Annotated in this window: 19 protein-coding genes; 9 read left to right on the top strand and 10 right to left on the bottom strand. The window is 71.6% G+C overall.

Annotated features, from left to right (window positions below; translation table 11 throughout):
* Positions 1-321 precede the first annotated feature (321 nt).
* From LWF15_RS22460 to lpdA, 3 genes are all read right to left on the bottom strand, one after another.
* Positions 322-1,212 (bottom strand): TIGR01777 family oxidoreductase, encoded by an 891-nt coding sequence (locus tag LWF15_RS22460; protein WP_232812872.1) that lies wholly within the window; start codon positions 1,210-1,212, stop codon positions 322-324.
* A 198-nt stretch (positions 1,213-1,410) separates the two neighbouring features.
* Entirely contained in the window at positions 1,411-3,231 is a 1,821-nt protein-coding gene (sucB, locus tag LWF15_RS22465; protein ID WP_232812873.1) for a 2-oxoglutarate dehydrogenase, E2 component, dihydrolipoamide succinyltransferase, read from the bottom strand.
* 183 nt (positions 3,232-3,414) lie between these two features.
* Positions 3,415-4,800, bottom strand: a complete 1,386-nt coding sequence (gene lpdA, locus LWF15_RS22470; protein WP_232812874.1) for a dihydrolipoyl dehydrogenase — start codon at positions 4,798-4,800, stop codon at positions 3,415-3,417.
* Positions 4,801-5,014: 214 nt separating this feature from the next.
* On the opposite strand from lpdA, the gene LWF15_RS22475 reads away from it, so the two are divergent.
* The 3 genes from LWF15_RS22475 to LWF15_RS22485 are packed head-to-tail and all read left to right on the top strand — an operon-like array spanning position 5,015 to position 6,731.
* The gene (locus LWF15_RS22475) at positions 5,015-5,680 is read left to right on the top strand and encodes a TetR/AcrR family transcriptional regulator (protein ID WP_232812875.1); all 666 of its coding nucleotides are present in this window, start codon (positions 5,015-5,017) and stop codon (positions 5,678-5,680) included.
* Positions 5,677-6,303, top strand: a complete 627-nt coding sequence (locus LWF15_RS22480) for a hypothetical protein (protein ID WP_232812876.1) — start codon at positions 5,677-5,679, stop codon at positions 6,301-6,303. The genes LWF15_RS22475 and LWF15_RS22480 overlap by 4 nt, the downstream gene beginning before the upstream one ends.
* Positions 6,304-6,362: 59 nt before the next feature.
* Positions 6,363-6,731 carry an oxidoreductase gene (locus LWF15_RS22485; protein ID WP_232812877.1) on the top strand — a complete coding sequence of 123 codons (369 nt, stop codon included), beginning with the start codon at positions 6,363-6,365 and terminating at the stop codon, positions 6,729-6,731.
* 89 nt (positions 6,732-6,820) lie between these two features.
* Here LWF15_RS22485 and LWF15_RS22490 read toward each other — a convergent pair whose 3' ends face one another.
* Entirely contained in the window at positions 6,821-8,329 is a 1,509-nt protein-coding gene (locus LWF15_RS22490; RefSeq protein WP_232812878.1) for a leucyl aminopeptidase, read from the bottom strand.
* Positions 8,330-8,518: 189 nt separating this feature from the next.
* Between LWF15_RS22490 and gcvT the strand changes: the two genes are divergently transcribed.
* A complete protein-coding gene (gene gcvT, locus LWF15_RS22495; protein ID WP_232812879.1) occupies positions 8,519-9,658 on the top strand; it encodes a glycine cleavage system aminomethyltransferase GcvT in 1,140 nt (379 codons plus the stop codon).
* 28 nt (positions 9,659-9,686) lie between these two features.
* Here the strand turns inward: gcvT and LWF15_RS22500 are convergent, their stop codons facing one another.
* Genes LWF15_RS22500 through LWF15_RS22510 form a run of 3 tightly spaced genes read right to left on the bottom strand, consistent with a single transcriptional unit; the run spans position 9,687 to position 12,788 of the window.
* Complete coding sequence (locus LWF15_RS22500) at positions 9,687-10,532, bottom strand: adenosylcobinamide-GDP ribazoletransferase (RefSeq protein WP_269810662.1); 846 nt, start codon at positions 10,530-10,532, stop codon at positions 9,687-9,689.
* Complete coding sequence (locus LWF15_RS22505; protein WP_232812881.1) at positions 10,532-11,551, bottom strand: nicotinate-nucleotide--dimethylbenzimidazole phosphoribosyltransferase; 1,020 nt, start codon at positions 11,549-11,551, stop codon at positions 10,532-10,534. The genes LWF15_RS22500 and LWF15_RS22505 overlap by 1 nt, the downstream gene beginning before the upstream one ends.
* 52 nt (positions 11,552-11,603) lie before the next feature.
* Positions 11,604-12,788 carry a bifunctional adenosylcobinamide kinase/adenosylcobinamide-phosphate guanylyltransferase gene (locus LWF15_RS22510; RefSeq protein WP_232812882.1) on the bottom strand — a complete coding sequence of 395 codons (1,185 nt, stop codon included), beginning with the start codon at positions 12,786-12,788 and terminating at the stop codon, positions 11,604-11,606.
* Between the two features lie 83 nt (positions 12,789-12,871).
* Here LWF15_RS22510 and LWF15_RS22515 point away from each other — a divergent pair, with 83 nt between their 5' ends.
* Positions 12,872-13,084 (top strand): hypothetical protein, encoded by a 213-nt coding sequence (locus tag LWF15_RS22515; protein ID WP_232812883.1) that lies wholly within the window; start codon positions 12,872-12,874, stop codon positions 13,082-13,084.
* A 6-nt stretch (positions 13,085-13,090) separates the two neighbouring features.
* On the opposite strand, the gene LWF15_RS22520 is transcribed toward LWF15_RS22515, so the two are convergent.
* Together LWF15_RS22520 and LWF15_RS22525 are read right to left on the bottom strand one after the other, a co-directional pair.
* Positions 13,091-14,116 (bottom strand): aldo/keto reductase family protein, encoded by a 1,026-nt coding sequence (locus LWF15_RS22520; RefSeq protein ID WP_232812884.1) that lies wholly within the window; start codon positions 14,114-14,116, stop codon positions 13,091-13,093.
* A gap of 36 nt (positions 14,117-14,152) precedes the next feature.
* Positions 14,153-14,776, bottom strand: a complete 624-nt coding sequence (locus tag LWF15_RS22525; protein WP_232812885.1) for a DUF3043 domain-containing protein — start codon at positions 14,774-14,776, stop codon at positions 14,153-14,155.
* Positions 14,777-15,380: 604 nt separating this feature from the next.
* Between LWF15_RS22525 and LWF15_RS22530 the strand changes: the two genes are divergently transcribed.
* A complete protein-coding gene (locus LWF15_RS22530; RefSeq protein ID WP_232812886.1) occupies positions 15,381-16,004 on the top strand; it encodes a TetR/AcrR family transcriptional regulator in 624 nt (207 codons plus the stop codon).
* An 80-nt stretch (positions 16,005-16,084) separates the two neighbouring features.
* Positions 16,085-17,467 (top strand): dipeptidase, encoded by a 1,383-nt coding sequence (locus LWF15_RS22535; protein WP_232812887.1) that lies wholly within the window; start codon positions 16,085-16,087, stop codon positions 17,465-17,467.
* Positions 17,468-17,517: 50 nt separating this feature from the next.
* Here the strand turns inward: LWF15_RS22535 and nadA are convergent, their stop codons facing one another.
* Positions 17,518-18,759 carry a quinolinate synthase NadA gene (nadA, locus tag LWF15_RS22540; protein ID WP_232812888.1) on the bottom strand — a complete coding sequence of 414 codons (1,242 nt, stop codon included), beginning with the start codon at positions 18,757-18,759 and terminating at the stop codon, positions 17,518-17,520.
* Between the two features lie 30 nt (positions 18,760-18,789).
* On the opposite strand from nadA, the gene LWF15_RS22545 reads away from it, so the two are divergent.
* Together LWF15_RS22545 and LWF15_RS22550 are read left to right on the top strand one after the other, a co-directional pair.
* Positions 18,790-19,944 carry a glycerate kinase family protein gene (locus LWF15_RS22545; protein ID WP_232812889.1) on the top strand — a complete coding sequence of 385 codons (1,155 nt, stop codon included), beginning with the start codon at positions 18,790-18,792 and terminating at the stop codon, positions 19,942-19,944.
* Positions 19,945-20,059: 115 nt separating this feature from the next.
* Complete coding sequence (locus tag LWF15_RS22550; protein WP_232812890.1) at positions 20,060-20,437, top strand: HesB/IscA family protein; 378 nt, start codon at positions 20,060-20,062, stop codon at positions 20,435-20,437.
* Positions 20,438-20,491 lie beyond the last annotated feature (54 nt).

Here is a 20,491-nt window from a genome sequence, read left to right on the forward strand (position 1 = left end):
TGGACATCAGCCCAAGGAGCTGGGATGGGCCCGCTTCGGGTCTCCGACCGGGCGCTGTCCTGTTACGAACCGCCCGGTGGAGGGCCCACCGCCCACCGCCCACCGCCCACCGCTCTGCCAGCCGGGCTGGCCCCCACGGCCGTGCTGACCCCACCGCCGTGCTGGCCGTGCTGGCCCGTGCTGGTTGTGCAGTGGCGCTGATGTTGGTCGGTTTACCGGCCTCCACGAAGAGCCGGTGAGCGTTGTGCGTCGGCTCGGCCGAGTGACCTTCTCAACAGCGCAGAAAGCGCTTCGCCGACTGTGCTTTCCGCGCCGAGACGGTCAGCGGTTGGTCGCCCAGGCCGCGGCCTTCGCCAGGGTGTCGTGTTCCCAGCGGAATCCTGCCGCGCGGAGCTTGCCCGGGTCCACGCGCTGGCTCGCCAGGATCTCCCCGGCGAACTCACCGACTGCCGCGCGCACGGCGAAGGCGGGCGCCGGAACCAGGGCGGGGCGGTGGGCGGCGGAGGCCAGGGCCTTCATCACGTCGATGTTGCGGGCGGGCTCCGGGCCGACCACGTTCACCGGTCCGCTGAGCTCGCTGTCCAGCATCAGCTCCAGGATCGCCAGGGTGTCGGGCAGGGTCACCCAGCTCCACCACTGGCGCCCGCTCCCCACCGGCCCGGCCAGACCCAGCTTGGCCAGCAGGCGCAGGGGCTGGAAAGCGCCGCCCTGCTGCGCCATGACCAGGCCCGTCCGCGGGTGCACGACCCGGATCCCGGCCTCGGCGGCCGGCCCCGCCTCGCCCTCCCAAGCCTGGACCACGCTGGTCAGGAAGGTGTCGCCCGGGCCCGACTGCTCGGTCAGGATCTGGTCGCCGCGCTCACCGTAGTACCCGATCGCCGAACCGCTGACCAGGACCTTCGGCGGTGTCTCGAGGGCTGTCAGCGCTCGCACCAGGGTGCGGGTGCCCAGGGCCCGGGAGTCGCGGATCTCGCGCTTGTAGGCCTCCGACCACCTGCGGTCGCCCACCCCGGCACCGGCCAGGTGCACGGCCGCATCGATGCCCGCCAGCCCCTCCAGGTCCACGCTGCCGCCGGCCGGGTCCCAGCGGATCTCGTCCGGCGCCGAGGGGGCCCGGCGCACCAGCCGGACCACTTCGTCGCCCCGGGCGGTGAGGCGTTCCACCAGGGCCGAGCCGATCAGGCCGTTCGAGCCGGTCACCGCGACCTTCATGACGGTGTCATCTCCGTTCTGGGGGGCAGGACGTTGCCTGCCCAGCCTGCCGTGTCCGTGATCTCCTCGCCCGCCGAAACGATGGTGACCACGAGCGTCCTCAGTTGGAACGTCTTTATCCCCACAAACGCCGTGCGGCCGGCGCCACCCCGGTGGGGGTGGCGCCGGCCGCACGCCGAACTCGCCGAAGAGGCTTTCTCAGAGACCGAGGTCGCCCTCGAACGCGCCCTCTTCGAGGCGGGCCTTGATCGTGCCCAGGAACCGCGCGGCGTCGGCACCGTCGACCAGGCGGTGGTCGTAGGACAGCGCCAGGTAGACGATCGAGCGGATGCCGATGCTCTCGGCGCCGTCCTCGTCCTTCACCACGACCGGGCGCTTGACCACGACACCGGTGCCGAGGATGCCGGTCTGCGGCGGGAACAGGATCGGCGTGTCGAACAGGGCGCCGCGGCTGCCGGTGTTGGTCAGCGTGAACGTGCCGCCGGACAGGTCGTCCGGGCTGAGCTTGTTCGTGCGGGTGCGCTCGGCCACGTCGACGATCTTGCGGGCGAGCCCGGCGATGTTCAGGTCACCGGCGTTCGGGATGACCGGGGCGGTCAGACCGCGCTCGGCGTCCACGGCGATGGCCAGGTTCTCCTGGGCGTGGTAGACCACGTTCTCGCCGTCGATGCTGGCGTTCAGCTTCGGGTGCTGCTTCAGCGCCTCGACCGCGGCCAGGGCGAAGAACGGCATGAACGAGAGCTTCACGCCCTCCCGGGCCAGGAACGCGCCCTTGGCCCGGTCCCGCAGCCGCGCGATCTTGGTGACGTCCACCTCGACCACGCTGGTCAGCTGGGCGGAGGTCTGCAGCGACTCCACCATGCGCTTGGCCAGCACCTTGCGCAGGCGCGACATCTTCTCGGTGGTGCCGCGCAGCTCCGAGACCTTGATCTGCTTCGGGGCGGCCGGAGCGGCCTGACCCGACGGAGCAGCGGCGGCGACCGGAGCGGCCGGGGCGGCGGCAGGCTGTTCGGCCTGCTTGGCCTTGGCCGCGTCGATCACGTCCTGCTTGCGGATCCGCCCGCCGACCCCGGTACCGGTGATCGAGGACAGGTCCACACCCTGCTCGGCGGCCATCCGGCGGACCAGCGGGGTGACGTACCCCGGGCCGTTGTCGGAAGAACCGTTCGACGGGGCGGCGGCAGCCGGGTTGGCGGCGGCGGGGGAACCCGCCGGAGCCGGGGCAGCAGCCGGAGCGGGGGCAGCCGCGGGGGCGGGGGCCGCCTGCGGAGCCGGGGCCGCCTTCGGAGCGGGGGCGGGAGCAGCCGCGGGAGCCGGAGCCGCCTGCGGGGCCGGGGCAGCAGCCTGGGCGGGAGCCGGCTCGGGTTCGGCCGGAGCCTCCTGAGCGGCCGGGGCACCCGAGCCGACGATCGCCAGCGGAGCGCCGACCTCGACCGTCTCGTCCTCGTTGACCAGGATCTTCTGCACCACACCGGCGACCGGCGAGGGGATCTCGGTGTCGACCTTGTCGGTCGAGACCTCGAGCAGCGGCTCGTCCACCTCGACCGACTCGCCCTGCTGCTTCAGCCAGCGCGTGACGGTGCCCTCGGTGACGCTCTCACCCAGGGCCGGCATCGAGACGGTGGTGCCCTCGTCGTCGCCGGCCGAAGCGGTGGGGACGTCTTCCGGCGTCGGCCGGGACTGCTCCTGCTGCTCGGGCTGGGACTGCGGCTCGGGCTGGGACTGCGGCTCGGGCCGGGACTCGGCCGGGGCCTCCTGCTCGGGCGCGGAACCGCCGCCGGAGCCGTCGCCGATGATCGCGAGCTGCGCGCCGATCTCCACGGTCTCGTCCTCCGAGACCAGGATCTGCTCGAGCACCCCCGCGAACGGGGAGGGGATCTCGGTGTCGACCTTGTCGGTGGACACCTCCAGCAGCGGCTCGTCGACCTCGATCTGGTCACCGACCTGCTTGAGCCACCGGGTGACGGTCCCCTCGGTGACGCTCTCGCCCAGTGCGGGCATCTGCACGGAGTCCGACATCTGCTCTCCGCTCTCCTTCGTGGTTCGTCGGCGTCATGGCCGCCGTGGCGCTGGCTTTCGGTCAACCGCTCGGCGTGCTGGAGAGCGGGTACATCTGTTGGTGCTGGTTCACCGGATCGCGCCGGCTGGAACTATGCCGGAGGTTCCGGCACCGTCCTCCCGGCCGCGTTCGTGCCGGGGCGGTCAGGCATGAGCGTGCAGGGGCTTCCCGGCGAGCGCGAGGTGAGCCTCGCCGAGCGCCTCGTTCTGGGTGGGGTGGGCGTGCACCAGCTGCGCGACCTCTTCCGGGAGGGCTTCCCAGTTGACGATCAGCTGGCTCTCGCCGATGAGCTCGCCGACCCGTGCGCCGACCATGTGTACACCCAGGACCGGCCCGTCCACCCGGCGGACCAGCTTGACGAAACCGGCGGTGCCCAGGATCTGGCTCTTGCCGTTGCCGCCGAGGTTGTACTCGTAGGTCTGCACCTGGTCACCGTGCTGCTCACGGGCCTGGGCCTCGGTCAGGCCGACCGAGGCGACCTCCGGGTCGCAGTACGTGACCCTCGGGATGCCCGACTCCACCAGCGGGGCCGGGTTCAGGCCGGCGATCTCCTCGGCGACGAAGATGCCCTGGGCGAAGCCCCGGTGGGCGAGCTGCAGGCCGGGCACGATGTCGCCGACCGCGAACACGCCCTCCACGTTCGTGCGCAGGCGCTCGTCGGTGGGCACGAAGCCCCGGTCCATCGTCACCCCCGCCTCCTGGTAGCCGAAGCCGTCCGCGTTCGGGCCACGCCCGACCGCGACCAGCAGAAGATCTGCCCGCAGGGTGTCCCCGGACTCCAGCGAGACGGTGACTCCCTCGTCGTCCTGCTGGGCGCCGGCGAACCGGATCCCCGTCCTGAACGCTATGCCACGCTTGCGGAACGCTCGCTCCAGGGCCTTCGAAGCCGCCGCGTCCTCGGCCGGGACGAGCCGGGGCAGGGCCTCGACGATGGTCACGTCGGCCCCGAACGAGCGCCAGACACTGGCGAACTCGACCCCGATCACGCCGCCGCCGAGCACGATCACGCTCTTCGGCACCGTGTCGAGGGTCAGGGCCTGGTCACTGGTGATGATCCGGCCGCCGATCTCCAGGCCGGGCAGGGTGCGGGCGTAGGAGCCGGTGGCCAGCACGACGTTGCGGCCGGTGTAGCGGGTACCGCCCACCTCGACCGTGTCCCTGGCGACCAGCCGCCCCTCACCCTCGACGTAGGTAATCTTCGAGGCGCCGATCAGGCCCTGCAGGCCCTTGTACAGACGGCCGATCACGCCGTCCTTGTACTTGTTCACACCGGGCATGTCGATCGACTCGAACGACGCCTTGACCCCGTAGCGCTCGCTGTCCCGGGCGGAGTCGGCGACCTCGGCGGCGTGCAGCAGTGCCTTGGTCGGGATGCACCCCCGGTGCAGGCAGGTACCACCGACCTTGTCCCGCTCGACGAGGACCACGTCGAGGCCGAGCTGGGAAGCGCGCAGCGCTGCGGCGTACCCGCCGCTGCCGCCTCCGAGGATCACGACGTCATGGGTCTGTCCGGGGCCGGATTCGGACACCTGGGTGCTCCCTCGCGTTCACACGCCACCGGCGCCCTGGTTGCCGGTGAGCCTGCGGCCATCCTGTCATCACTGCAGTGGGGGGTCACGTCGGATCCGGCGCGCCCTGACAGCGTCATTCGTCACGTCAATGAGTCCTGGGACACAAATTCTGCGTTCTGCGGTGGTCCGGAGACGCAAATTCGAACTAGCACACCCGTGCTAGTTTGGATTCGTGGTGCGATCCATCGACGGTGAGGCCCGCCGCCGGCTGCTGGCCGACGCGGTGTGGCGACTGATGCGCCGGGGCGGTCTGGAGGCCGCCTCGGTCCGGGCCGTGGCCGCCGAGGCGGGACTGGCCACCGGGTCGGTCCGGCACTTCTTCGCCTCGCAGGACGAACTGCACGTCTTCGCGATGCGCGAGCTCTTCCGGATCGTCACCGAACGGGTGCAGGAGGTGCTGTCCCGCGGGCCCGCCGAGTTCGGGCCCGACGGGGGAGCGGGCGGGTCCGGCGAAGCGGGGGAGTGGGGGCCCGGACAGGCCCGGGCCCGGGTGGTCGCGGTGCTCCTGGAGACCCAGCCGATGACCGTCGAGCAGTCCGAGCTGTTCCTGGTCAGCACGCAGTTCGTGATCAAGGCGATGCTGCAGCCGGCGCTCGCCCCGGTCGCCAAGGAGACGGCCGACCTGCTGCACGACACCTACCTGCAACTGATCGGGTTCCTGGTGCAGACCGGGGCCGCACCTGCGGATCTGGACGTCGGGCGGACCGCCTCCGACCTCGGCGTCGTCCTGGACGGGCTGGCCCTGCGCCGGCTCACCGCCCCGCACCTGCTGGCGGTCGAGGACATCCGCGACACCGTCACCGCCTTCGTCGAGAACCTCCGGGGGGACCAGCCGTGATCATCGCCATCCTCGTCGCCGACATCACCTTCTGGGTGGTGCTGTTCGGTGGCCTGGCCCTGCGCTACCTCGCGCGGGCCCAGACCCTGAGCAGCGTGGTCCTGGCCTGTGTGCCGCTGATCGACCTGACCTTGCTGGTCCTGGTCAGCGTCGACGTCGCGAACGGGGCGGAACCGTCCCGGGCGCACGCTCTCGCCGCCGTCTACCTGGGCTTCACCGTCGCCTTCGGGCATCACACGATCCGCTGGGCCGACGGCTGGTTCCACCATCGTTTCGCCGGCGGGCCGCGGCCGGTCAAACCGGCCAAGGGGTCGCGGGCCGCGGTCCGGGCGCTCTGGGTGGAGTGGTTCCGGGTGGTGGTCACCGCGGCGGTCTCGGTGGCCGGGCTCGGGCTGATGATCGCGGTCGAGGGGCACGGCGTGCCGAGCTCCCCGGAGGAGGCCTCCCAGCACCCCTACTGGTCGACGATGCTTCTGCTCGGCATGATCGTCCTCATCTGGTTCCTGGCCGGGCCCGCCTTCGCGGGCCGCGGCCGGGACGAGCCGGCCGGTGAAACGGACTTCACCGGTCCCGTGGTCGATGACCCACCCGTGCGGGAACGCCCCGGGACAGGGCATCGTTGATGCTGGGAGAAATGGTGGCGAGTGGTCGATGCGACTGCGGCCGGTGAGGGAGGTGGCGGATGGGCTGGTTCTCACGACGTAAGTCCTCGCCGACCGAGGGGCGTGCGGAGCAGCGGGCCGAGGTGAACCGGGTGCGTGAGCACCTGGAGGAGTTCGTCCGGACCCGGCGCGGAGTGGAGGCGTTCGTCGAGCCCGCCACGACGATGAACCCGCCGACGGTGCTGCTGGTGGCCTCGACGGGGGAGTGGACAAGACGTCGCGTCCCGCACCCCGGGGTCCTGCGCGAACTCTCGGAGCGGCTGATGATCCCGGTCTACGACATCCAGCTGGTGGGCTACCCCCAGCGGAAGCGGGACTGGGACGCGCGGGAGAAGCGGGGCGAGCCGCAACCGGTGGAAGACACCGAGCTGCCGCCCTGGCCCACGTAGAACGCCGAAGCCCCGGCCGGAGACCTCCGGCCGGGGCTTCTTGCCCGAAAGACGATCAGCCCCGAAAGACGATCAGCCCCGAAAGACGATCAGCGCAGCGGACGGGCCGCCAGCGACTCGCACAGCGCCACCAGGGTGCGCACCCCGTGCCCGGTGCCCCCGACCGGCGTGTAGCCGTACGCCGAGCCGGGGTTGTAGGCGGGACCCGCGATGTCCAGGTGCGCCCACGGAACCTGGCCGTCGTCGTCCTTGGCCGGCACGAACTCCTTCAGGAACAGCCCGGCCACCAGCATCCCGCCGAACCGCTCGCCGATGTTCGCGATGTCGGCGACCTTGGAGTCCATGCTGGAGCGCAGCTCGGTCGGCAGCGGCATCGGCCAGAACGCCTCACCGGCCTCCTCGGCGACCTCGTGCACCAGACTGCGCAGGTCGTCGTCGTTCGACATGACCGCCGACGTCCGCGAGCCCAGCGCCACCATCTGGGCGCCGGTCAGCGTGGCGATGTCGACGATCACGTCGGCCTTGGCCTCACCGGCGGCGACGATCGCGTCGGCCAGGACCAGCCGGCCCTCGGCGTCGGTGTTCAGCACCTCGACGGTGCGCCCGCCGCGGATCGTGATCACGTCGGAGGGCCGCTGGGCGGTGCCCGAGGGCATGTTCTCGGCCAGCGCCAGCCAGCCGGTGACCTGCACCGGCAGACCCAGCTCGGCGACCGCGGCGACGGCGTGCAGCACGGCCGCGGCGCCGGACATGTCGCTCTTCATCTCGTCCATGTTCGCGGCCGGCTTGATCGACAGGCCGCCGGAGTCGAACGTGATGCCCTTGCCGACCAGCGCGACGTGCGTGGTGGCCCCGGCCGGCCGGTACTCCAGCTTGACCAGGCGCGGCGGGCGCGAGGAGCCCTGGCCCACCGCGATCAGACCGCCGTAGCCGCCCTTGCCCAGCTTCTTCTCGTCCAGCACGGTGACCGTGACCGGCAGGTCCTTGACCACCTGCTGGGCGTCCTCGGCGAACTGGGCCGGGAAGAGGTCGAGCGGCGCCGTGTTGATCAGGTCGCGGGTGCCGTGCACCGCATCGGCCAGAACCTTCGCCCGGCGGATCCCGGCGCGCGCAGCAGCGTTCGCGGTGGCGGGGGCGGAGACCACGATCGCGCCGACGGGCGTCTTACCGCCACCGTTGCTGCGGTAGCGGTTGTAGGAGTAGGCGCCGAACAGGGCACCCTCGGCGATCGCGGTGACCTCTTCGCCGGTGGTGGCGGGCAGGCCGAGAACGACCTTGCCCAGACCGGCGAGCTCACGGGTGGCCGCACCGGCGGCCCGCCGCAGCGTTTCGTGGTCCACCTCGCGAACCGGCCCCAGGCCGACCAGGACCACCGACTTGGCGGAAACCCCAGCCACCGTCGGGATCCGGTGCAGGGTGTTCTTGGCCCCGCTCGCCCCCACCGCCTTCAGCGCCTGGGTCAGCGCAGTACGCACGGGGGTAGGCAGCGCCTGCGCCCCGGCCAGGACCGCGCCGGACTTGTTGGTGCCGATCCCGACCACCAGGGCATCGGCGGACTGACTGACGGCTTCTTTGGCTGTGACACTGAGCGTGGGCAACAGGAATCCTTTGAGGTCAACGGGCTGACCGACGAATCCTAGGCCCGCCCCGGGCCGGCCTGCAGAAGGGAGTCCCCCGCACGCCGCACCGGTTTGCCCCGCTCACGTGACCAGCGCCTCGGACAGGTCCACAATCGGCCCCGGTACGTTTGGCCGCGCTCGTACGCGCGAGGGGGAGGGGAAGCACGCATGCCCGAGGCACCGCAGGCATTCGAGGTCGGGGGAACGAACCTGCGGCGGACCCCGCTGTACGAACGGCACCGGGCGCTCGGCGCGAAGCTGGCCGACTTCGGCGGCTGGGAGATGCCGATCGAGTACGCGGCGGGCGGCGTGCTGAAGGAGCACGAGGCGGTCCGCGAACGGGTCGGCGTGTTCGACGTCAGCCACCTGGGCAAGATCGAGGTCCGCGGCCAGGGCGCGGTGGACTTCGTCAACGATTGTCTGACCAACGACCTGCACCGGATCGGGCCTGGTCAGGCGCAGTACACGGTGTGCTGTGACCCGCAGTCCGGCGGTGTGGTGGACGACCTGATCGTCTACATCCGCTCGGAGGACGACGTCCTGCTGGTGCCCAACGCGGCCAACTGTGCGGAGGTCGCCCGGCGCCTCACGGCGGCCGCGCCGCCGGAGCTGGAGGTCAGCGACCGCCACGACGGGTACGGCGTGATCGCGGTGCAGGGCCCCAAGGCGGACCAGACGCTCGCGGCTCTGGGGCTGCCGGCCGGGCAGGAGTACATGAGTTTCGTGGACGTGATCTGGCAGGGGCTGCCGCTGATCGTCTGCCGTACGGGGTACACCGGCGAGCGGGGGTACGAGCTCCTGCCCGCTTGGGAGGTCACGCCTGCGCTCTGGGACAGGCTGGTGGAGGCGGCGCAGGAATGGGACGGGCTGCCCTGTGGGCTGGGGGCCCGCGACACACTTCGTACCGAGATGGGCTACGCGCTGCACGGCCACGAGCTGACGATGCAGATCACCCCGGTCCAGGCCCGGCTGGGCTGGGCGGTGGGCTGGAAGAAGCCCCGGTTCTGGGGGCGTGAGGCGCTGCTGGCCGAGAAGGAGGCCGGTCCCCGCCGGGTTTCCCGGGGGCTGGTGGCGCTCGGCCGCGGAGTGCCCCGCGCCGAGATGGACGTGCTGGATGCTCAGCAGAACGTGGTCGGCCGCACCACCTCGGGCACCTTCTCGCCCACCCTCAAACAGGGCATCGCGCTGGCCCTGCTCGATCCCTCGGTGCCGGAGGGCGACGAGGTCACGGTCTCGGTCCGAGGACGTCCGCTGGCCTGCAAGGTGGTACGCCCGCCGTTCGTCGGGGCGACCACCAGAGAAAATTGAAGGACGGGTCTGGTCGCCGTGGTCTCGATCAGGCCGCGGCGGCCAGGGCAAGTAGCGCTACAGCGGTGCCGAGTTCGACCCCCGCACCGATGATGTCCCCGGTTATCCCACCCAGCCGCTTCGTCGCCCGGTGCGCCAGTATCTGAGCCGCCCCGACAACGGCGGCAACGGCCAGCGGTCCGGCCCACCACGTCAGCCCGGCCGCTCGGCCCGTAAGCGCGGTGACCCCGACCGTCACCACGATGCAGGCCCCCAGCAACAGCTTTGGCACCGACTCCGCCACCATTGCGCCCAGCCCATCAGGCCGGGCCGACGGCACGCCGGAACGACAGAGCATCGGGATGGCGACTCGCGCGGCCAGGGCCACCGTGACCACCGCGCAGGCCGCGGCCAGGTCGCCGAGCCAGCCCTCCGCGTGCTCCCACCGGGTCTCGACCAGCACCTGGTTCAGTGCCGTGACCTGCAGCATCAGCACCACCACAAGCATCACCACGCCGGCTGGGCCGCTGTCGCCGCGCCGCATCACGTCCAGCGCCTTACCCCGGTCGAAGCTCGCCGTGAACCCGTCTGCGGTGTCGGCCAGGCCGTCCAGATGCAGCGCGCGGGTGGCCAGGGCGAAGGCCGCGACGACGAGGACCGCTGCGATCAGGGGGGCGAGTCCGAGCCGCAGGGCGGCGAACGCCGCCAGCCCGCCGGCCAGACCGGGCACCACCCCGGCCAGTGGTGCCAGCGCCATGGCCCGGCCCGGCACCGGCGGCGCGACGCTCGTGGGGGCGGGCACGGGGAACGCGGTGAGAGTTCCGAAGGCCAGCCGTAGAGCGTCAACTGCAGACGGGGAAGAGCCCAGGACTCCTTCGCCCTGGGACGAGCTCATCAGCGTCGCTCGCCGCTGTCGGAGTCCGGAGCTGCGTCTTCTTCCGGAAGCACGGCCTCGAAGGCGGATTCGCGGGCGTCGAATCCGTCGAGCGCCGCAGCGTCTGCATCGGGGGCGAGCGCCGGGTCGTCAGCGGTGGCATCGTCCACCGGAACCGGCGCCGCTTCCACCGCCTCGTTGTCGTTCCGCTCCTGCGCCCTCAGCACCGCCGTCTCCAGCAACTGCAGCGCGAACCGGGCCGCGGTGCCGTCCCCGTCGTCCAATCCCAGGTCGGTGACCGCCGTAAGCCGAAGTTCTTCGAGCATCCGCCGGGTCAGCACTGCACGCCCTGAATCGGCTGCCAGCCACCAACTACGCGTAGCGGGAGCCAGCCGCGCCGCCAGCAGCGCACAGGCGATGGCGACCGGGCCGTCCAGAATCGCCGGGGTACGCCGAGCCGCCAGCTGCAGCAGCAGACCCGTCCCCGCGCGCAGTTCGCGATGCTCCAGCAGTTCTAGGACCCGGTAGGGGTTCTTGCGGTTACCCCGCACCACTTTCAGACCGTCGCGGATCAACGCCACCCGGGCGATCCACTCGCTGTCGGTCTGCCCCGGCCCCGGCCAGCCGGCTGCCTCGACCGCGTCCAGCCCGAGCACCTGGGCGGCCGCCACCTGCCAGGTGACGTCGTTCTCGGGGACCGGCACGCTGAACAGCACCAGGTCGGTGCCGTCGTCGACCGCGTCGTCGGCCGTGGCCACACCCCAGTCCAGGGCGTCCTCCGGATCGCGCGGCGCGGTGAAGCGGTGCAGCACCACCTCCGAGCGCACCGGTCCGGCCGCGCCGGTGTGGGGCAGCCAGAAGTGCTCGACCCGCTGGGGGAGCTGCCCGCCGACCACCCCGCTCCACCACCGGGTCAGCTCGTCCAGCCGGTCTCCGCCGGGAGTCGGCACACCGTTCTTCGGCCGCGCCCGCAGGCTGCCCGAGGAACCGTCCGGCGTGGTGACGAGGGCAGCGATCCGGGTGAGTTCATCCTCCAGCACGGCGCCCATCATGACGGCCCGCGGCGGGAGCCGCCGAACGGGGTGGGCGAACCTACGGCTCGGTGCGCACCAGACGCCCGGCCACCACCACGAACACGTCCTCGCTGGCGTCGGCCAGCTTCGCGTTCAGGCGCCCGAGCTGGTCGCGGAACAGCCGGCCGGACTCGGTGGCCGGCACGATCGACCAGCCCACCTCGTCGGACACCGCCACCAAGGGGAAGGGGCGCTCACGCCAGACCCGCAGCAGCTCCTCGATCTGCGCGTCGAGCGCCTCCCGCCAGCCCTCCCGCTCCTCCCAGGCTCCGCAGGCGTCCAGCACACCGCTGAGCCAGGTGCCGACCGAGTCGAGCAGAACGGCCCGGCGGTCGTCGGCCAGGGGCCCGGCCACCTCGATCGTCTCGAGCGTGCCCCACCAGTCGGGGCGCCGGTTCTTGTGCTTCTCGACCCGGGCCGCCCACTCGTCGTCCTCCGGGTGCTCGGTGGGCAGGGGCTCGTCGCCGGGCTGACTCTCCTGCGCCGAACTGTCGGCGGCGTCGGTCTCGTCCAGGGGTTTCGGCCCGGTGGCGATGTAGACCACCTCGGGCGCGGCCGACAACATCTGCTCCGCGAAGGCAGACTTGCCCGAGCCGGACCCGCCGAGCACCAGTACCCGCCCGCCCAGTGGCGGGACGGCCGGTTCGCTCTCGCTCAGATCGAGGACCAGCCCGCTGCGACCCAGTTCGGCCCCCCACACCGGCAGACAGGCGGCCAGCCGGCCCGGGTGCGACTCCTCATGGCCGAAGCCCAGCAGGATGCTGCGGGTCTGCGGGCCGATCACGCCCTTCGCCCGCAGCCGGGCGAGGGTGCGAGCGCAGCCCACCGAAGGCATCTCGCCGTCTTCTGTGGCCGGCTCGGCCGCCGGGCCGAGGTAGACGGCCCGGGCCGGTTCACCGGCCAGCAGTTCGACCAGCGACCCGACCACCGCCTCTTCCGGTTCGCCGCCCTGGGGGGCCCAGACAATCGTCCCTAGTTCTGGCAACCGGACCACCCGCACACCCTCGCCGGCCGCCACCGAGTCGAGACGATCGTTGGAAAGCTCTACCTCCCCGTCGACCCCGAGCGCCCACCCGTCGGACGACTCCAGCTGCGCGGGCCGGGAGACCACCCCATCGCGCCGAGCCCGGGAACAGGTCGCGCAGGGGCAGTCCGGCAGGGGGAAACCTGCTGCTGGGCCGATTCCGGTGAGCGTAAGCCTCATCGCTGACCTCTCATGGTCAAAAAGGGGAGGAAAGGGCCGGCGAACCACTGGCCGGGAAGGCACTTTCAATTACCGTAGGGCGGGTGAACTCCTGGACCTGGCAGTACGAGGCAGCGGACGGCTCGACCCTGGCGGGCACCGAACTGCCCCGCACCGGTTTCCCGAATCAGGCCGACGCGGAGAGCTGGGTCGGCGAGAGCTGGCACGACCTGCTCGCCGCCGGAGTCGAGCAGGTCACCCTGCTCAACTCCGGCGAGAAGGTCTACGGCCCGATGAGCCTGCGCCCCCTGGCCTGAGCCGGCTCAGACCCGCGGCTGTACCGGCGGACGGCCCTTCGGGGCCCGCCGGCTCGTCCACGTGGGGTCGGTGTTGACCGCGTCGCCCAGCGCCTCGTCGATCCGGGCCAGCAGCTCCGGCTCGAGCTTCACGCCGACCGCAGCCACGTTCTCCTTGACCTGCTCAGGCCGGGAGGCGCCGATGATGGCCGAGGCGACGTTCGGGTTCTGCAGCACCCAGGCCACCCCGAGCTGGGCCATGCTCAGGCCCGCCTCGTCGGCGACCGCCTTCAGCCCCTGGACCCGCTCGAGCACCTCGTCCTTCATCCAGCGGGAGATGAAGTCGGCGCCGCCCTTGGTGTCGGTGGCCCGCGAGCCCGCCGGGGGAGCCTGACCCGGCTGGTACTTCCCGGTCAGGATGCCCTGCGCCAGCGGGGAGAAGACGACCTGCGAGATACCCAGGTCCTGGCTGGCCGGGACCACCTCGGGCTCGATCACCCGCCACAGCATGGAGTACTCCGGCTGGTTGGAGATCAGGTGGATGCCCAGGTCGTCGGCCAGCACCCGACCGGCCCGGAGCTGGTCGGCCGTCCACTCGCTGACCCCGATGTACAGGGCCTTGCCCGAGCGCACCACGTCGGCGAAGGCCAGCATGGTCTCTTCCAGCGGCGTCTCGACGTCGAACCGGTGCGCCTGGTACACGTCCACGTAGTCGGTCCGCAGCCGGCGCAGCGACGCGTTGATCGACTCGGTGATGTGCTTGCGCGACAGGCCCGCGTCGTTCGCGCCCTTGGGCCCGGTGGCCCAGTAGACCTTGGTGAAGATCTCCAGGCTCTCGCGGCGCTCGCCGGCCAGAGCCTCGCCCAGGACCGACTCGGCCGCCCCGTTCGCGTAGCCGTCGGCCGTGTCGAACGAGGTGATGCCCACGTCGAGCGCCGCCCGTACACACTGGGAGGCCACGTCGTTCTCCACCTGGAGCCCGTGCGTGATCCAGTTGCCGTAGGTCAGCTCACTGATTTTCAGGCCGCTACGGCCGAGATACCGATACTCCATGCGGGGACTCTATTGGGCACCCCCGACAATCTCGCCTCAGGAGGGCTTCTGGCCCCGGGCAACCATCGGCTTGGGCATGCGGCCACGGCGGAACTGCAGCGCGCGCATCATGCCGTAGGTGCCCGAGCCAGCCACGCCGGGCACGTTGCGGCCTTCGAACTTGGCATCGACCGCGCGCTGCACACGACGCCGCAGCAGGTACGAGTCGACCGCGATGACCAGCACGAAGCCGTAGAGCAGGACCAGCGAGAACAACCGCAGGGCGGGCACGTTGACCACCCCGAGCAGCAGCGAGAACAGCGCGATCGGCAGGAAGTACTCGCCCAGGTTGCGGCGCGAGTCGATGTAGTCGCGGGCGAACCGGCGGGCCGGGCCCTTGTCCCGGGCGGGCAGGTAGCGGTCGTCGCCGTCGGCCATCGCCTGACGGGCCTTCACCCGCTCTTCCCGGGCGACCGCGTTGCGCGCCTGGCGGGCGGCCTTGCGCTCGGCCCGGGTGGCGCCCTTGGGGGCCGGCGGCGCGCCGATCAGCGGGCGCTTGTTGCGCGCCTGGGACTCACGCCGGGAGGGCGTGGGGCGCCCCTTGCCCCCGACCTTCACCGGGCGCTCGGCCTCGGTCTCCTGGGGGGCGGCGGTCGCTGCGGCCTTGTCACGTCCGAACACCACATCAGGGTAACCGCCGCGGACACGTGCTGTGCTCACCCACAGGTCACCGCCTGGTACCGATCAGGTCGCCCGGGCGCCGCCCGGCCCCTGCCCGAACCTTGCCCCGAGCCTGCCCGAGACCTCGCCGAGACCGGCCTGAGCGCCCTTCGAACGGCAACGGAGCGGAATCGGAGCGGAACCGGCTGTGCGAAGAAGCGGACAAGGGCACCCCTGACGTGGGAGCGTTGTCCTGCGGTCATCGTGCTTCCGCAGCCCGCCGGGCGGGTAGGCAGCTGGGAGCACCACCCGGCCCTCAGGGGTCCGGGATGGGTGCACGGTGCGCCGTGCGTGAGGTAGCCGGTCGGGTCGATGAACAGGACCGGCGAATACGGGGTGGCAACGGAACGGCGCGTGGAGGGACCGCGTCGGCACCGGGCCTGTCCTCACGGGCATCACGCGTCAAACGACACGGCGTCGCACAACGGGGAGACCGCGTCCCGGCCTAGCCACGGCCGTCAGGGAACCGGTCGGCGGGTCCGAACCATTCGGTGACCCGGCTCGTTGGAATTCACTGTGTCGTGCACTGTCCGTATCCGAGCAACAACAGCATTGGGGGGTCGAGATGCCGGTCATCCAGCGGCGTGCCCAGGACACCCGCTCTGCGCTGCTCCACGCGGCCCGGCAGGTGTTCGCCGACGTGGGTTACAGCGACGCGAGCGTTGCCGAGGTGGTGTCGCGGGCCGGGTCCAGCGTGGGCAGCATGTACCACCACTTCGGTGGTAAGGCCGATCTGTACACCGCGCTCTACGACGGTTTCCAGACCAGGCAGGACGCCCGCGCCGACGGTGCGGTGCGGGAGGCCATGGCCGAGGGCGAGTGGGATCCGGTCCGGCTCACCGCCGCCGGCTCCCGGGCGTTCCTCCAGGGCGCCTGGGCCGAGCGGGACCTGGCCCGGTTGTTCCTGACCGGCGACGGCCCGCCCGGGTTCGACCAGGTGCTGCGCGACGGCTTCACCGGCTGGGCGCAGCGCAGCGGGACGAGTCTGCGCACGGCCGACGGCCGTCCGCTGAACCACGCCCACCTGCTGGTCATCGGGTCGGTCATCGCGGCCGGGGCCCGGGAGGTCACCAACCAGCCCGACTCGCTCGCCGCCGCGGCCTTCACCGAAGACGTGGTGGGCATGCTGGACCGGCTCTGCCGGCCCGGGGCCGAACGTGAGCGGGACCTGGCCGAACAGCCCAGCTAGGCAGGCAGTAGGCAGGCAGTACGCACAAAGCGGCGACGGTGTTTCGCGCCACACCGTCGCTGCTGGATAGTTTTCGGACCATGAGTCAGCACAGTCGTACCCCCGATGTCGAAGCCCTCCGCCTGCGCCTGTCCGAGCTGATGCCCGGGGTGCGGGCCGATCTGGAGCGGCTCGTCCGGATCCCCAGCGTCTCCGCCGACGCCTTCGACCAGTCCACGCTGGAAGTCAGCGCCGAGGCGGTCGCCGGACTGCTGCGCGGAGCCGGGATCGACGACGTCGAGATCCTCCGGGTCGAAGGAGGGCGCCCGGCCGTGGTCGGCCGGCGTCCCGGTCCCGAGGGCGCCCCCACCGTCATGCTCTACGCACACCACGACGTGCAGCCCCCGGGGGCTGAGCAGCACTGGCAGACCCCGGCATTCGAGCCCACGGAGCGCGACGGCCGCCTGTACGCGCGCGGCGCCGCCGACGACAAGGCCGGAGTGATGGCCCACGTCGCGGCGCTACGGCTGCTCGGCGACGAACTGGGAGTGGGCCTGGTCGTCTTCGTGGAGGGCGAGGAGGAGATCGGTTCCCCCACCTTCACCCCGTTCCTCAACGAGTACCGCGAGCGGCTGGCCGCCGACGTGATCGTGGTGGCCGACTCGGCGAACTGGAAGATCGGCGTGCCCGGCCTGACCACCACGCTGCGCGGTCTGGTCGACGGCACGATCACGGTGCGCACGCTCGGGCACGCGGTGCACTCGGGCATGTACGGCGGCCCGGTGCCGGACGCCATGATGGCCACCACCCGTCTGCTCAACTCGTTCTGGACCGAGGACGGCACGCTGGCGATCGCCGGGCTGAAGTCGGGCGAGAGCGACCCGCTCGACTACCCGGAGGCCGACTTCCGGGCCGACTCGGGGCTGCTCGAGGGGGTGGAGCTGATCGGGGCGGGGTCGCTGACCTCGCGGATCTGGACCCGTCCGGCCCTGAGCATCATCGGGATCGACGCGCCCACCGTGGCGCAGGCCTCGAACACCCTGATCCCTGAGGTCCGGGTCAAGTTCTCGATGCGGATCGCGCCCGGCCAGGACCCGGCCGAGGCGTTCACCGCGATCGAGGCGCACGTGCGGGCCAACGCGCCGTTCGGCGCCCAGGTGCAGGTGGCGCAGGGGGAGGCCGGGCACGCGTTCCAGGCCGACGTCAGCGGGCCGGTCTACGACGTGGCCCGCTGGGCGATGGAACAGGCGTGGGGCACGGCGCCGGTGGGCATCGGGATCGGCGGCTCGATCCCGTTCATCGCCGACCTGCTCGAGGTCTACCCGAAGGCGACCGTGCTGCTCACCGGTGTGGAGGACCCGGACTCCCGGGCCCACGGCGCCAACGAGTCGCTGCACCTGGCCGAGTTCGAGCGGGCCTGCCTGGCCGAGGCGCTGATGCTGACCGCGCTCGGATCACCGACCCCGCCGAACTCAGAGAACTAGGGACGATCGAAGAGGGGACGCCTCATGCGTCCCCTCTTCGGGTCCAGCCCTCAGATACCGGGCAGTGCCAGCATCTGGTCGAGCGCCACCCGGGCCCAGTGGGCCACCTCCGGGTCGACCACGATCCGGTTGACCGGGCGCCCGGCCGCCAGCGACTCCAGGGACCAGACCAGGTGCGGCAGGTCGATCCGGTTCATCGTGGAGCAGAAGCAGACCGTGCGGTCGAGGTAGCTGATCTTCAGCTCCGGGTGCGCCTTGGCCAGGCGCCGCACCAGGTTCAGCTCGGTGCCGATCGCCCAGGCGCTGCCGGCCGGAGCCGACTCGATCGTGCGGATGATGTACTCGGTGGAGCCGACCTGGTCGGCCTGCGAGACCACCTCGTACGTGCACTCGGGGTGGACCAGCACGTTCACGTCCGGCACCCGGCGACGCACGGTCGCCACGTTGTCGGCGGTGAAACGGCCGTGCACCGAGCAGTGCCCCCGCCAGAGGATCATCCGGGCGTTCTTCAGCTGCTCGACGGTGAGCCCGCCCATCGGCTTGTGCGGGTTGTAGACCACGCAGTCGTCCGGCGAGAAGCCCAGGTCCCGCACCGCGGTGTTGCGGCCCAGGTGCTGGTCGGGCAGGAAGAACACCTTGCCCCGGCCGGCCGGGCGCTGCTCGAAGGCCCAGTCCAGCGCCACCCGCGCGTTCGAGGAGGTGCACACCGTGCCGCCGTGCCGGCCGGTGAAGGCCTTGATCGCGGCCGAGGAGTTCATGTAGGTGATCGGCACCACGTCCTCGGCCACCCCGGCCTCGACCAGCGCGTCCCAGGCCTCCTCGACCTGCCCGATCGCGGCCATGTCGGCCATCGAGCAGCCCGCGGCCAGGTCCGGCAGCACGACCTGCTGGTGGCTGGCGGTCAGGATGTCGGCGCTCTCGGCCATGAAGTGCACGCCGCAGAACACGATGAACTCGGCGTCGGGGCGGTTGGCGGCGTCGCGGGCGAGCTTGAACGAGTCGCCGGTGACGTCGGCGAAGTCGATCACCTCGTCGCGCTGGTAGTGGTGGCCCAGCACGAAGGCGTTGCTGCCGAGCTTCTGGCGGGCGGCGTGGGCCCGGGCCACCAGGTCCGGGTCGGAGGCCACCGGCAGGTCTCCGGGGCACTCGACCCCGCGCTCGCTGCCCAGGTCCTGGGCCTGGCCCAGGAGCAGCAGGGCGGTGGGGGAGGAGGCCGGCTCGGCGAACGAGGACACGCCGGAAGGCCTGCTCTCGGGGAGGGACTCGACCGGTCCTTCGGTCCTCGTAGTCATTCGGTCATCATCCCATGACATGATTTCGCAGTGCGTGTGGTAATCGCCCCCGACAGCTTCTCCGGCACCCTCACCGCGCCGGCCGCGGCGCAGGCCCTGGCCGAGGGCTGGCAACGTCATGCACCCACCGATGACCTGGATCTTTGCCCGCTGTCGGACGGCGCGCAGGGATTCGTGGACGCGCTGGCGGCGGGGCTGCCCGGCCGTCTGGTCCCGGTCGAGGTCACCGGTCCGGCCGACGGCCCGGCGCTGGCCGTTATCTTCGTCACGCCTGGCGAAAGCGTGCAGAACACCGCATATCTCGAGGCGGCCCAGGCCTGCGGGCCGGAGCTGGTGCCGCCCGGTGGGCGCGACCCGGGCACGGCCACCAGCTTCGGGCTGGGCACCCTGATCGGCGCGGCGGTGCAGACCGGCGCCACCCGCATCGTGGTCGGCGTCGGGGGAGTGGTCACCAACGACGGCGGGGCCGGGATGCTGGCCGGCCTGGCCACCTCCCTGGGGCTGCCGGTACCCGAAGGGCTGCGGGCGGGCGGCCTGGCGCTCAAGGGCATCACGGCCGAGCGACTGACCTCCCTCAACCAGTTGCGCGAGCGCCTGAGCGGGGTCGAGCTGATCGCGGCCACCGACTCCGACGTGGTCCTGCTCGGCTTCAAGGGCGTCAGTGCGCTGCACGCCAAGGAGAAGGGGGCGAGCCCGCAACAGGCCCAGGAGCTCGACCTGGCCCTGGGCGACTTCGCCCGGGCGGCGGTGGACGCCCTCGGGCAGCCGCAGCGGCTGGTCGCCGAGGCCGGTTCCGGCGCCGGAGGGGGCCTGGCCTTCGGGCTGCTCCTGCTCGGCGCCACCCGGCAGATCGGCGCCGCCCTGGTCACCGAGGCGGTGGGCCTGGCCGAACGGCTCCAGGGAGCGGGCCTGGTGGTCACCGGTGAGGGCAGCCTGGACTGGCAGTCGCTGCGCGGGAAGGTGGTCACCGCGGTGGCCCGGCTGGCCCAGGAGGCCGCCGTACCCACGGTGGCGGTGGCCGGTCAGGTCCTGGTCGGGCGGCGCGAGCTGCTGTCGGTCGGCGTCGAGTCGGCCTACCCGGTGGCCCGTAACGCCGCCGAGGTGCAGGCCTCGCTCGCCGATCCGGCCGGGCGCCTGGCCGACCGGGCCCAGCGGGTGGCCCGCACCTGGTCGCCCCGCAGGTGACGTACGCTGAAGGCACGGATTCGTCGGCAGAACCGGGAATTCCCCGGGCCTGATCGCTGCTGACCGGTACGCAGAACTGGCCGACCTGACCGTTCAACGAGCAGGAGATCTACGCATGACCGTCAACGAGACCGAGCAGAGCACCGTCGCGACCGAGGCGAAGCCGGCGCACGGCGTGCTGCTCACCGACGTCGCCACCAGCAAGGTGAAGAGCCTGCTCGAGCAGGAGGGCCGCGACGACCTGCGGCTGCGCATCGCAGTCCAGCCGGGTGGCTGCTCCGGTCTGATCTACGAGCTGTACTTCGACGAGCGCACGCTCGACGGTGACCTGGTCCGCGACTTCGACGGCGTCGGTGTCGTCGTCGACCGGATGAGCGCCCCGTACCTCGAGGGTGCCTCGATCGACTTCGCCGACACGATCGCGAAGCAGGGCTTCACCATCGACAACCCGAACGCCCAGGGCAGCTGCGCCTGTGGAGACAGCTTCCACTGATCCGCACCGCCTTCGAACAGGCCGCACCCACCGGGTGCGGCCTGTTCGGTTTTG

Origin of the sequence: Kineosporia rhizophila, from assembly GCF_021277265.1 — a bacterium.
Lineage (GTDB): Bacteria > Actinomycetota > Actinomycetes > Actinomycetales > Kineosporiaceae > Kineosporia > Kineosporia rhizophila.

Coding starts and splice junctions, on each gene's coding strand:
- LWF15_RS22460 (WP_232812872.1), bottom strand. CDS start 1,212: ATGAAGGTCGCGGTGACCGGCTCGAACGGCCTGATCGGCTCGGCCCTG.
- sucB (WP_232812873.1), bottom strand. CDS start 3,231: ATGTCGGACTCCGTGCAGATGCCCGCACTGGGCGAGAGCGTCACCGAG.
- LWF15_RS22485 (WP_232812877.1), top strand. CDS start 6,363: ATGGGCTGGTTCTCACGACGTAAGTCCTCGCCGACCGAGGGGCGTGCG.
- gcvT (WP_232812879.1), top strand. CDS start 8,519: ATGCCCGAGGCACCGCAGGCATTCGAGGTCGGGGGAACGAACCTGCGG.
- LWF15_RS22500 (WP_269810662.1), bottom strand. CDS start 10,532: ATGAGCTCGTCCCAGGGCGAAGGAGTCCTGGGCTCTTCCCCGTCTGCA.
- LWF15_RS22510 (WP_232812882.1), bottom strand. CDS start 12,788: ATGAGGCTTACGCTCACCGGAATCGGCCCAGCAGCAGGTTTCCCCCTG.
- LWF15_RS22520 (WP_232812884.1), bottom strand. CDS start 14,116: ATGGAGTATCGGTATCTCGGCCGTAGCGGCCTGAAAATCAGTGAGCTG.
- LWF15_RS22530 (WP_232812886.1), top strand. CDS start 15,381: ATGCCGGTCATCCAGCGGCGTGCCCAGGACACCCGCTCTGCGCTGCTC.
- LWF15_RS22535 (WP_232812887.1), top strand. CDS start 16,085: ATGAGTCAGCACAGTCGTACCCCCGATGTCGAAGCCCTCCGCCTGCGC.
- nadA (WP_232812888.1), bottom strand. CDS start 18,759: ATGACTACGAGGACCGAAGGACCGGTCGAGTCCCTCCCCGAGAGCAGG.
- LWF15_RS22550 (WP_232812890.1), top strand. CDS start 20,060: ATGACCGTCAACGAGACCGAGCAGAGCACCGTCGCGACCGAGGCGAAG.